Here is an 11,275-nt window from a genome sequence, read left to right on the forward strand (position 1 = left end):
ACCCACAGCGCCGATGGTACTGCACCCGGGAGGGTGTGGGAGAGTAGGACACCGCCGGACACAACATAAAGAGAAGACCCCCGCGGTCTCTGCAATGGTGCAGAGTCTCGGGGGTCTTCTGCATGCCCGGTATTCTGTTCCGCAGACACAACGAGAGGTCCAGATGCACGAAAACAGTTCATATGAACGACCCAGCCGCAACCCGCGAGATCTTCGCCGTTCAAACAGGGACGAACGTGACCGGTCACCGGAAATAGATGAGGACATCACAGGCAAAGAGCTTGATCGTGAGGCCTCGCGCCAGCTTGGTACGCTGACAGACGTCAACCGCAAATGGGTCGCCAAGCACCTCATCATGGCCGGACGCCTATTGGAGATCGACCCACAGCTTGCCTTTGAACACGCCCTGGCAGCTTCGCGCCGCGGCGGTCGCCTTGCCGTAGTTCGTGAAGCCGTAGGACTGGCCGCCTATGCGGCAGGTGACTACGCAGAGGCACTGCGTGAGTTGCGCACCTACCGGAGGATCAGTGGAGACAACACCCACCTTGCCGTGATGGCCGACTGCCTACGCGGCGTCGGAAAACCCGACAAAGCTGTCGAACTCACCCAAGAGCCAGAAGCCCAACGACTGACCGGCTCAGCCCGCGCAGAACTTGCCATGGTGCTCTCCGGGGCGTATCTCGATCAGGACGACACTGAAGCCGCGCTCAAAGCATTGGAAGTTCCGGAGCTGGATATCAACCGTGCCTACCCCTTCAGCCCCCGCCTCTTCGCAGCATATGCAGAGGTCCTGCACACCCTAGGCCGAACTGACGAGGCTGAAAAGTGGCGCGCCAGGGTCTCAGTAGCAGAGAAGGCGCTCGGTACCGGAGCGTTCGAAGACCCCGAGATTCTTGACTTTGACGATGAGGACGAAGAGCCGGCCACACCGCGGCTGAAGGATGTACTGCCCCAGAAGCCTGACTCGGACAAGGGACGCACATGGCACTAATCGACCACCACGACGGTGTGCTCTTCGACCTCGACGGTGTGCTCTATGCAGGTCCCGAAGCGATTCCAGGCGCCCCCGAGGCCCTGGCTGAACTCTCCCGACGAGGACGCCAGTGCGCTTTCGTCACCAACAACGCCTCACGGTCGGCGGCAGATATTGCCGAACACCTCGTCGAACTTGGGATACCCGCCCACGCAGACCAGGTCTACGGATCGGCGCCTGCCGGCATCAAGCTCATGAGCAGTCACGTGCCAGCGCCGGCGAAAGTGCTCGTCACCGGCAGCGACTCTCTTCGAGCACTATGCCGCCAGGCTGGATACACCGTCGTTGAATCGGCAGAAGATGCCCCCGATGCGGTGATCCAAGGGTTCGAACCTACGATCGGCTGGACTGACTTAGCCGAAGCCTCCTATGCCATTAACCGCGGCGCTCAATGGTTCGCCACCAATCTGGACCGAAGCGTCCCCCGCGAACGTGGCATCGCGCCGGCCAACGGAGCGCTGGCCGAAGCCATAAGCTTCGCCACCGGACAGCGCCCACGCGCTGCAGGGAAACCTGAGCCGGAAATGTTTGCCCAAGCAGCAGAGGCACTCAACCTCAGCAGCCCTCTCGTCATCGGAGACCGCCTGGACACAGACATCCTGGGAGGCAACCGCGCTGGATTCACGACCGCACTGGTGCTGACAGGTGCCACCACAGAAGCCGAAGCTCGCCGAGCCACCGGTGATGAAAAACCAGACACCATGCTCTCCACATTGGCTGACCTGTTCAGTGGCGAGAATCCCACCCCAGGGCAGTCATGACGGGCCCAGAGAACACCGCCGATGAGCTGACCGTAGAACGTGTTGAAGAACAGATCCGCGAGGCCGCGAATCTTCACAGCAGTCTTACGGAACGTCTTCGCCACACAGAACAATCCAGCAACACCAACCGCACCAGCGCCACAACTACGGGCTGAGTCCGCCGTGTCATATCCACACGATGCATCCGAAAGGCTCGATAAAGCCCTGGTGGCGGCAAGTCTGGTCACCAGCCGCACCCGGGCACACCAATTGATCGAAGCGGGCAATGTGACCCTCGACGGCGTCGTCGTGCGCAAAGCCGCGACAAAAGTGCGCTCCGATCAACAGTTGGAAGTCACAGAAGATGACCCCTGGGTCAGTCGGGCAGCCCATAAGCTCCTGGGAGCTCTGGAGGCTTTCGACACGATTGACCCCCAAGGGCAGCGTTGTCTGGACGCTGGAGCCTCCACCGGCGGATTCACTCAAGTACTGCTCAGTCGCGGCGCAGACCACGTGGTCGCAGCCGACGTTGGTCACGGGCAGCTGGCACCGCAGCTGCTTGAGCATCCACATGTCACGAACGCTGAAGGCATCAATCTCCGTTACGTCAGCGCCGGGGACCTGGGCCCTCCGTTTGGTGTGATCGTGGCCGACTTGTCCTTCATCTCCCTCCGGCTGGTAGTGCCGGCCCTTGCCGCGCAGGCCGCCTACGGAGCTGACCTAGTGCTGATGGTCAAACCCCAGTTTGAGATCGGGAGAGAACGGCTGAGCCGAACCGGGGTGGTCACCAGCCCGCAGCTGCGCCGCGAATCCCTGGAGGGCGTCGTCGAGGCGGCGGCACAGGCCGGGCTGGAGCTCAAGGGAGCCGTGCGTTCCCCATTGCCAGGTCAGGACGGTAACGCCGAGTTCTTTCTGTGGGCACAATCCACAGCGACCCCCGCAGACTCGGACGCTGACGATAGGCTGGGGCAAGCCGACCTGGACAGGATCGATTTCGGCGACTAGCGATTCAGGAGGACGGAGCATGCGAGCGGTACTTGTGTTAGCCCATACCGGTCGCCGTGAGGCGGTGGACGCAGCCGTCACAGTGGCCCACAACCTCCACGCGGCAGGGCTCCGCCCCGTCATGCTCAAGATGGATCTGGACGATATCACCGCTCTAGCCGGAGACCAGCTGGCCCACATCGACGTAGCAGTAGCCGACCAGGATGTTCGTGTCCGCGATTGTGAAATCGGCATGGTGCTCGGTGGAGACGGGTCCATCCTGCGCGCAGCCCATAGGGTACGCCACGCCAAGCTGCCGCTTATGGGCATCAACCTTGGCCATGTCGGCTTCCTGGCCGAATCAGAGCGGACCCAACTGGATGAATCTGTGCAGTGGGTCATCGACCAGAACTACACCGTTGAAGAACGTATGACCCTTGATGTTCAGGTCTGGCAAGCAGATAAACATCTGGGCTCCAGCTGGGCACTCAACGAAGCAAGCATCGAGAAAGCGTCACGTCAGCGCATGATCGAGCTGGTCATTGAAATCGACGGGGCTCCGGTGTCCGCGTTCGGCTGTGACGGTGTGGTGATGGCCACTCCCACCGGATCCACCGCCTACGCGTTCTCCGCTGGAGGCCCCGTGGTCTGGCCTGAAGTTCAAGCCATGGTGATGGTGCCCATTTCCCCACACGCGCTCTTTGCGCGACCCCTCGTGATCGACCCCGTCTCAGTCATGGGTGTCGAACTGCTGCCTCGCGGCGACGAACATGGGATCCTCTGGTGCGACGGCCACCATTCTATGGAACTGCCCGCCGGCGCCCGCGTCGAAGTCACCCGCTCGGAAACACCAGTGCTTCTGGCCCGAGTCCACAGAACCCCGTTCTCCCAACGCCTAGTGGACAAGTTCAACCTCCCCACCACTGGCTGGCGGGGACCTGTCGAGGCATCAAACACCCTCCAGTCGGCGCATAAAGGCAAGGAGGCCTGAGCACACGGTGATCGAACATCTGAGCATCAGCGACCTCGGCGTCATCGAACGCGCCGAACTTGAGCTAGCACCCGGGTTCAACGTGGTCACCGGTGAAACCGGGGCCGGAAAAACTATGGTGGTCACCGCCTTCGGACTGCTCCTCGGGGCCAGGGCCGAGGCCTCCACAGTCCGGTCCGGTGCCGCCAAGGCAGCTGTGGACGCTGAGATCCTCGTCCCCAGAGACCACCCCGCACGAGCCAAAGCCCAGGAATCAGGCGTGTTGATGGACGACGCAGAGCACGCCGGCGAAGCAGTGCCCGAAGCGGAAGGCGACGAGCCGCTCCTATTGGGCCGTGCGGTCAGCGCCAAAGGCCGCAGCCGCGCAACACTCTCCGGTCGAGCCGTACCCATCTCTTTGCTGGGTGGCGTCGGAGCCGAACTGGTTACCGTCCACGGGCAGAGCGACCAGCTGCGGCTGAAGACCGCCTCTGCCCAGCGCGCAGCCCTGGACACCTATGCCGGTCGGCAGGGTGCGCAGCTGTTGACCCACTACCAAGAGACTTTCGAATCCTTTCAACGGCAGAAAGCGGAGCTGGAGGACATCACCGCCAACGAGCTCGAGCGCCGCCGTGAGGCAGAGCAGCTCCAGCGGGCTCTGGAAACTATTGACCGCGTGGACCCCCAACCAGGGGAGGACGAAAAACTCAAAGCGGAGTCGATGAGGTTGGACAACCTCGAGTCCCTGCGCGACGCGGCCCGTACCGCCCAAACGGCGCTCTCTGGAGGCGACGCAGCCGAAGTCCTAGAGCAGGGTCCCAACGCTGCCGAACTGCTGGAGAGTGCCGCTCAAGCGCTGACGAGCGTCACTGACCAAGACCAGGAGCTCGCCGAGATCTCCCGGCAGATTGGTGAAGTCTCCACCCTGCTGACTGATGCGGCGTCCCAGCTGGGAATCTACGCCGCCGGGCTGGACGATGCCGGCCCAGAACGCGTCGCAGAAATTCACTCCCGCCGGGCGGAGATCGACAAGCTGCTCAGGCTCTACGGTCCAGAAGTCACGGATGTGCTCGTCTGGGCCGAGGAAGCACGTCAACGGTTGGAGACACTGCACTCCGACAGTGACCGGATTGAAGAGCTCACCGACGCCGTCCAGCAGGCGGAGGCTCACCTCTGGGAGCAGGCTCAGGAGCTGACCCGTATTCGGGGTGAGGCCGCACAGCGGCTCGCTGAAGGTGTCGGGACCGAACTTGCTGCACTGGCGATGCCTCAGGCTCGGATTGTTATCCAAGTAGAGCCCACCGACCAGCTCAGCCGGCATGGCGCGGACTCGGTGGACTTCCTCCTCAGCCCGCACTCCGGGGCGGAACCGCTGCCCCTGGGAAAAGGGGCTTCCGGTGGTGAGCTCTCCCGGGTGATGCTCGCCCTGGAAGTTGTCCTCGCCGAGCAGCAGAAGGCTGGCACATTCATCTTCGATGAAGTCGATGCCGGGGTCGGGGGCAAGGCCGCAGTCCAGATCGGCAAACGCTTGGCGGCCCTGGCCCGGCACGCGCAGGTCATCGTGGTCACGCACCTTCCCCAAGTGGCCGCCTACGCGGACAATCACATCCGGGTGCACAAGACCTCAGAGTCCGGTGGAGGGGTCACCGCCTCCGATGTGCGGGCACTTGCCCATGAGGAACGCGTCGGCGAACTGGCCCGCATGCTCGCAGGCCAGGAAGACTCCTCCTCAGCCCGGGCCCACGCAGCTGAACTGCTTGATACCGCGGCACAGGAGGCGGCGGCGTCGCAATGACCATAAAACCCTCCTACAGTGATAGGTTTGAACCCCGTGGCGCAGCGAAATAATTCCCGGAATCAGAACAGTCCCGACACTAGCCGTCAAATCTTTGTGACCGGCGGCGTGGTGTCCTCACTTGGCAAAGGTCTCACAGCGTCTTCGCTGGGCCATCTGCTCCGAGCACGCGGACTCTCAGTGGTCATGCAGAAGCTCGATCCCTATCTCAATGTGGACCCTGGGACCATGAATCCCTTCCAGCACGGCGAGGTGTTCGTCACTGAGGACGGCGCTGAAACTGACCTGGACATCGGTCACTATGAGCGGTTCCTCGATGAGAACCTCGACGGACTCAACAATGTCACCACCGGCCAGATCTACTCCTCGGTCATTGAGAAGGAACGCCGCGGCGACTACCTGGGAGACACTGTTCAGGTCATCCCTCATATCACCGATGAGATCAAACGGCGTATGCGTCTGCCAGCCGAATCGGATGACGCCCCTGATGTGATCATCACCGAAATCGGCGGCACGGTCGGCGATATCGAATCCCAGCCGTTCCTGGAAGCTGCTCGGCAGCTCCGTCAGGACATCGGCCGGGAGAATGTGTTCTTCCTCCATGTGTCCCTGGTGCCCTACATCGGGCCCAGCCAGGAGTTGAAGACCAAACCTACGCAGCACTCCGTAGCGGCGCTGCGCTCCCTGGGCATCCAACCTGACGCGATAGTGCTGCGCAGCGACCGGGAGCTTCCTGCCGATATCCGCGGCAAGATTTCACGCATGTGTGACGTGGATGCTGATGCCGTCATCAACTGCGCCGACGCCCCCAGCATCTATGACATCCCGAAGATCCTCCACAAGCAGGCCATCGACGCCTATGTGGTGCAGGCACTGGAACTGAAGTTCAAGGACGTCGACTGGACCAAATGGAACAGTCTGCTCAGCGTGGTCCACCACCCCGATCACGAGGTGGAGGTCGCACTGGTCGGCAAATACGTTGATCTTCCTGACGCGTACCTTTCTGTTTCCGAGGCCTTGCGTGCCGGTGGTTTCGCCCACCACGCACGGACCAAAATCCGCTGGGTGCCCTCTGACCTGTGCGCCGACCCTGAGGGAGCAGCCAAATCACTGGCCGGGGTGGACGCGATCTGCGTGCCCGGTGGGTTTGGTGTCCGTGGACTGGATGGCAAGATCGGCGCACTGCGCTACGCCCGTGAGAACAAGGTCCCTGCTCTGGGGCTGTGCCTCGGGCTGCAGACCATGGTCATGGAGTACGCCCGGAACGTGGTGGGTATGGCGCAGGCCAACTCCACAGAGTTCGACCCGGACACCAAGTACCCGGTGATCGCCACTATGGCCGAGCAGAAGAGCTTCGTCGAGGGTGCAGGTGATTTGGGCGGAACGATGCGCCTGGGGGCCTACGACGCCGCACTTGCAGAAGATAGTGTGGTGGCTGGAGCCTATGGGGTCACTGAGGTCTCAGAACGCCACCGGCACCGTTATGAGGTCAACAACGACTACCGCGATCAGCTCTCCGAGGCAGGCCTGGTTTTCTCCGGCACCAGCCCTGATGGGCTACTGGTGGAGTTCGTGGAGCTGCCCAAGGCCGTTCACCCGTACTATGTCTCCACCCAGGCTCACCCGGAGCTGAAGTCCCGACCCACGAACCCGCACCCGCTGTTCGCTGGTCTCATCGGTGCCGGCCTGGCACGCCGCGGCTAATCAGCTGTGAGCGGCCGATCAGGTCACGCAGGGTCGTTCCGGGATACAGCGATGTCCTCTGCTCTGTGGCCCGAGGTCGCCGACTATTTGGCGCACCTGCGCATTGAGCGCGGTTCCTCCAACAACACCCTGTCCTCCTATGAGCGCGACCTCGCCCGGTATGCGGCGTATCTCAGCAGCAGGGGAGTGGACACCCCAGCTGCTGTAGACACCGGACACGTTGCCGACTACCTCCAGACAGTAACCACTGGCAATGATGAGGGCACACCGCTGGCGGAACGTTCAGTGGCGAGGATGCTCGCCTCGGTGCGCGGGCTGCACAAGTACTGGGCCCAAGAAGGAAGAACAGGGTTCGACGCCGCCCACGACGTCGCTGCCCCCACACTGACTCAGTCGCTTCCCAAAGCGCTGACAGTGGACCAGGTCACCCGCCTGGTTGAGTCCCCGACCGTGAGTGAACCGCTGGGTCTGCGCGACAGGGCTCTGCTGGAGTTCCTCTACGCGACCGGTGCGCGTATCGGGGAGGCGGTGGCGTTGGATGTTGATGATGTGCACTCCCTCCAAACCACGGGGGACGAGGGACTAGTCCTGGTCAGGGTGACTGGTAAGGGCAATAAGCAACGCATGGTGCCACTGGGTCGCATGGCCCAGAAGGCGCTGGGTGACTACCTCACCGCGGGTCGGCCAGCTTTGACGGAGACAGCGAAGGCTCGGGCTAGGAAGATGTCTCCGGCGTTGTTCGTCAACAAGCTGGGTGGGCGGTTGTCCCGCCAGTCCGCGTGGGAGATGCTGAAGAAGGCTGCGCTGGATGCGGAGATCGCCACCGAGGTGTCGCCGCATACGCTGCGGCATAGCTGCGCGACGCATATGCTCGAGGCCGGTGCAGATATTCGCACCGTACAGGAACTGCTTGGTCACGCATCGGTGACTACCACGCAGATCTACACCAAGGTGACTGCCGAAACGCTGCAGGAGACCTACCTCACCGCACATCCGCGGGCGTTGTGAGCGCTCGTTCCTGGAGGAAAGGCCAAACATGGATGCTCTTCTGCTGTCCCTGGAGCTGCTCGGGATTTTCGCGTTCGCGGTCTCAGGCGCGCTTTTGGCTGCACGCAAAGAGTTCGACCTGGTCGGGTCGCTGCTGCTGGCGAGCCTGGCTGGTTTAGGTGGCGGTGTGACTCGCGATGTCATGATTTCCCAAGGGCTCCCGGTTGCCCTGGCGAATCCACTGTTGTTGTTGCCGGTGCTTGTTGCCGTTGTGCTGGTGGCGACACGACTGCTGCATGAGAACCGGCTGCGCCGGACAATGTTGGCGTTCGACGCAATGGGCCTCTCTCTGTTTTGCCTCACGGGCACCGTTGTGGCGTTCGAGGCTGGTCTTAATCCGGTGGCTTGCGCGTTGCTGGGTCTCACCACTGCTGTCGGCGGCGGAACGCTGCGTGACGTGGTCGCCAATGAGGTGCCGCAGATTGTTGTACCCCGTGGCATTTACGCAATGCCCGCACTCTTTGGGGCTGCGTTGACGGTGCTTGCTCTGGAGTTGGGTGTCTTCAACGTCTGGATGGGTATCGGCATTTCATTCCTGGTGTTTGGGGTACGCATGCTTTCCCTCCGCTTCGGCTGGCGCATCCCGCTTGCAGGTAAGCGGCCCGCAGCAGAGTAGATGACGTCCTTGTCGGTCAGTCAAATAGGATGACCTGCCGCACCGCTTTGCCGTCGGCCAGATTGTCCATCGCCTCGTTGATGTCGTCGAGTGTTGTGTGTGATGAGATGAGTTCCTCGATAGGGAGTTTGCCTTCCCGCCACAGCTGGGCGTAAGTGGGAATATCGCGCGAGGGAACTGCTGAACCGAGATAGCTGCCCTGGATCACGCGCGCCTCCGCAGTGAGCCCGAGGGGTGAGATCGTCGCCTCCGCGGTGGGGGAGGGAAGGCCGACCGTGGTGGTCGATCCCCCGGGGGCTGTGAGTTTCACGGCGGTCTCGAACGCGCGCGGATGACCTGCAGCTTCGATCACAACGCGCGCCTTCACTTCCATATCGAGCGCCTCTTCCGGCGTGTAGACCGCCGTGGCTCCCAGCTGTTTTGCTTTCTCAAGCTTCGCATTGACACCGTCGACGCCGATGACTTCGCCCTTGCCGAGCGAGACGGCTGTGAGGAGCGCCGACATCCCGACGCCGCCCAGACCGACGACGATGATGGTGTCGCCATCCTGCGGCCTTCCGGCGTTGACGACGGCGCCGCCGCCGGTGAGCACGGCACAGCCAAGAACGGCTGCGATCTCAGGCGGGACATCGAGGCCGACCGGCGTTACCGACCGACGATCAACAACCGCGTGGGTGGCGAAACCCGAGACGCCGAGATGGTGGTGAATCTGCTCGCCGTCGCGCGTAAGACGGCGACCGTTCATGAGGCGGCCCTCATTGTTGGCCGCCGTACCGGGCGAGCAGGGGAGGCGACCGTTGGTTTTGCAGTTGTCGCATTCTCCGCAGCGAGGCAGGAACGCCATGACTACCTGGTCGCCCACTGCGAGGTCATCAACACCTTCGCCGAGGTCCTCCACGATACCCGCAGCCTCATGCCCGAGCAACATGGGCACCGGACGCTCACGGTTGCCGTCAACGACAGAGAGGTCGGAGTGGCAGAGCCCGGCCGCCGTGATGCGCACGAGCACCTCCCCAGCCTGCGGCGGATCTAGGTCGAGCTCGGAGATCGTGATGGGCGTCGACTTGGCATAGGGTCGGGCGCGTCCCATCTGTTCGAGAACCGCCCCGCGGATTTTCATAACGTGCTCTCTTTCCTCGTCGCAGGCGTGTTGCGGTCGTCCGAGGCGACGACGTGCGAGTGAGGTCGCGCGCCCGATGCTAGGCGGTCGTGCACCGCGGCACCGATGTCGTCGCCCGCGCGCAGCGGCGCGCCCTGGAAAATGCCTTCGTGCGCGAGTACCGGTCGGCGGTCGCCCGCCAGCTCGGGGTGGCGCTCCTCGAGCTTCTCTCTCTTTTCGGCGAGCCGGTGCCAGTGGCGCACGGTGTCGGGGTCGCCACCGTGGGTCGCCCGCCAGCTCTGCGGCATTTGCTCGCGTGAGGGGCCGGCATCTGCGGCGCCTCCGATGTTCACTCGGCTTGGGCGCCGTCGTGTCGCGCCGCCGCATCTAAGGCAGGCTGGGTCGTTGTCGAACATGGATTCCAAGCTCGCCTCGAAGACGTGCCCTTGTTCGCAGCCGAAGTCGTAAAGGATCATCCTGACCTCACTTGTAGTATCCGTCGGGGGCAAATGTGAGCCCCTTCTTCTGCTCGGCGTCGTGGCCGAATATCATCTCGGCCCCGGTCTGCTCCTGAATGCGGCGCAGCTTCTCGACCGACTCGAGCCAGGCGAGGTTGTTCCACACGATGCCGGCTCCAACGGCGGGCGGGCCGTAGCTTTCAGAGAGGTAGACGGCGTCGGAGGTGAAGATCTTCGTGCCGGATTCGGGGAGGTCTACCCGCAGGGACATCGTGCCCCAGGTGTGCCCCGGGGTTTCGATGACGCTGACGCCTGGAACGATCTCTGCGTCACCGGATATCGCCTCCATCTCGAGGCCCTTGTAGTCGTCAACGATGTGCGCGCCGGCCGAGTAGCCTTCGATCTTGCTTGCGCCGTCGATCTCCTTATCGTTGGCGATGATGCGCGTTTTCTTGGGGTCGAACATCTTGGCGTTGGCCGCATGGTCGAAGTGGAGGTGCGACAGGATCAAGGTGTCGATGTCGTCTGTCGTCATCTCGAGCTGAGCGAGCGAAGTGTCGAGGTAGCCAGGGCCGTCCGCCTCTTCAGTAACGGGGAAGAAGTCGTGGAAACCGGTGGGCGCCCAGCGCTGCTCCCAGTCGCGAGGCACGCCGGTATCCCACAGGATGTTCCCCTCGGGGTGCTCGATGAGTACGGCGTGGGTCGGCACGTCTTCCCAGACCACAGGGTCATTCTTCTGATGCCGGCTACGGATCGTGCGGCCGCCCTTGAGCAGCAGCCAGGTCAGGTCGGCTTGCATAGTTCCGGTGGACAGGATGTGAACCTTCAT

12 protein-coding genes are annotated in these 11,275 nt (G+C 62.7%); 9 read left to right on the top strand and 3 right to left on the bottom strand.

What is annotated here, in order from left to right:
• Positions 1-163: 163 nt before the first annotated feature.
• The 9 genes from FEF26_RS12610 to FEF26_RS12645 are packed head-to-tail and all read left to right on the top strand — an operon-like array spanning position 164 to position 8,889.
• Positions 164-991, top strand: coding sequence for a tetratricopeptide repeat protein (locus tag FEF26_RS12610; RefSeq protein ID WP_138253897.1), 828 nt, complete (start codon positions 164-166; stop codon positions 989-991).
• Entirely contained in the window at positions 982-1,794 is an 813-nt protein-coding gene (locus FEF26_RS12615) for an HAD-IIA family hydrolase (protein WP_138253898.1), read from the top strand. Before FEF26_RS12610 ends, FEF26_RS12615 begins: the two co-directional genes overlap by 10 nt.
• Positions 1,791-1,949 carry a hypothetical protein gene (locus FEF26_RS15775; protein WP_166433030.1) on the top strand — a complete coding sequence of 53 codons (159 nt, stop codon included), beginning with the start codon at positions 1,791-1,793 and terminating at the stop codon, positions 1,947-1,949. Before FEF26_RS12615 ends, FEF26_RS15775 begins: the two co-directional genes overlap by 4 nt.
• Before the next feature lie 7 nt (positions 1,950-1,956).
• Positions 1,957-2,778 carry a TlyA family RNA methyltransferase gene (locus FEF26_RS12620; protein ID WP_138253899.1) on the top strand — a complete coding sequence of 274 codons (822 nt, stop codon included), beginning with the start codon at positions 1,957-1,959 and terminating at the stop codon, positions 2,776-2,778.
• Positions 2,779-2,797: 19 nt separating this feature from the next.
• Positions 2,798-3,748 carry an NAD kinase gene (locus tag FEF26_RS12625; RefSeq protein WP_138253900.1) on the top strand — a complete coding sequence of 317 codons (951 nt, stop codon included), beginning with the start codon at positions 2,798-2,800 and terminating at the stop codon, positions 3,746-3,748.
• Positions 3,749-3,755: 7 nt separating this feature from the next.
• Positions 3,756-5,522 (top strand): DNA repair protein RecN, encoded by a 1,767-nt coding sequence (gene recN / locus FEF26_RS12630; RefSeq protein ID WP_138253901.1) that lies wholly within the window; start codon positions 3,756-3,758, stop codon positions 5,520-5,522.
• 18 nt (positions 5,523-5,540) lie between these two features.
• Positions 5,541-7,226: a CTP synthase gene (locus FEF26_RS12635; protein ID WP_138253902.1), complete on the top strand. Its 1,686-nt coding sequence runs from the start codon at positions 5,541-5,543 to the stop codon at positions 7,224-7,226.
• 51 nt (positions 7,227-7,277) lie between these two features.
• A complete protein-coding gene (gene xerD / locus FEF26_RS12640; protein WP_138253903.1) occupies positions 7,278-8,234 on the top strand; it encodes a site-specific tyrosine recombinase XerD in 957 nt (318 codons plus the stop codon).
• Between the two features lie 28 nt (positions 8,235-8,262).
• Positions 8,263-8,889 (top strand): trimeric intracellular cation channel family protein, encoded by a 627-nt coding sequence (locus tag FEF26_RS12645; protein WP_138253904.1) that lies wholly within the window; start codon positions 8,263-8,265, stop codon positions 8,887-8,889.
• Between the two features lie 16 nt (positions 8,890-8,905).
• Here FEF26_RS12645 and FEF26_RS12650 read toward each other — a convergent pair whose 3' ends face one another.
• The 3 genes from FEF26_RS12650 to FEF26_RS12660 are packed head-to-tail and all read right to left on the bottom strand — an operon-like array spanning position 8,906 to position 11,275.
• Positions 8,906-10,009, bottom strand: a complete 1,104-nt coding sequence (locus tag FEF26_RS12650) for an alcohol dehydrogenase catalytic domain-containing protein (protein WP_138253905.1) — start codon at positions 10,007-10,009, stop codon at positions 8,906-8,908.
• On the bottom strand, positions 10,006-10,464 hold the full coding sequence (locus FEF26_RS12655) for a zinc ribbon domain-containing protein (RefSeq protein WP_208012924.1): 459 nt from the start codon (positions 10,462-10,464) through the stop codon (positions 10,006-10,008). The genes FEF26_RS12650 and FEF26_RS12655 overlap by 4 nt, the downstream gene beginning before the upstream one ends.
• A gap of 7 nt (positions 10,465-10,471) precedes the next feature.
• Positions 10,472-11,275, bottom strand: a complete 804-nt coding sequence (locus FEF26_RS12660) for an N-acyl homoserine lactonase family protein (protein ID WP_138253921.1) — start codon at positions 11,273-11,275, stop codon at positions 10,472-10,474.

This window comes from Nesterenkonia salmonea (genome assembly GCF_005771525.1).
GTDB lineage: Bacteria > Actinomycetota > Actinomycetes > Actinomycetales > Micrococcaceae > Nesterenkonia > Nesterenkonia salmonea.

Excerpts from the sequence above, each read along its gene's own strand:
- FEF26_RS12610 (WP_138253897.1), top strand. The coding sequence starts at position 164 with ATGCACGAAAACAGTTCATATGAACGACCCAGCCGCAACCCGCGAGAT.
- FEF26_RS12615 (WP_138253898.1), top strand. The coding sequence starts at position 982 with ATGGCACTAATCGACCACCACGACGGTGTGCTCTTCGACCTCGACGGT.
- FEF26_RS15775 (WP_166433030.1), top strand. The coding sequence starts at position 1,791 with ATGACGGGCCCAGAGAACACCGCCGATGAGCTGACCGTAGAACGTGTT.
- FEF26_RS12625 (WP_138253900.1), top strand. The coding sequence starts at position 2,798 with ATGCGAGCGGTACTTGTGTTAGCCCATACCGGTCGCCGTGAGGCGGTG.
- xerD (WP_138253903.1), top strand. The coding sequence starts at position 7,278 with ATGTCCTCTGCTCTGTGGCCCGAGGTCGCCGACTATTTGGCGCACCTG.
- FEF26_RS12645 (WP_138253904.1), top strand. The coding sequence starts at position 8,263 with ATGGATGCTCTTCTGCTGTCCCTGGAGCTGCTCGGGATTTTCGCGTTC.
- FEF26_RS12650 (WP_138253905.1), bottom strand. The coding sequence starts at position 10,009 with ATGAAAATCCGCGGGGCGGTTCTCGAACAGATGGGACGCGCCCGACCC.
- FEF26_RS12655 (WP_208012924.1), bottom strand. The coding sequence starts at position 10,464 with ATGATCCTTTACGACTTCGGCTGCGAACAAGGGCACGTCTTCGAGGCG.
- FEF26_RS12660 (WP_138253921.1), bottom strand. The coding sequence starts at position 11,275 with ATGAAGGTTCACATCCTGTCCACCGGAACTATGCAAGCCGACCTGACC.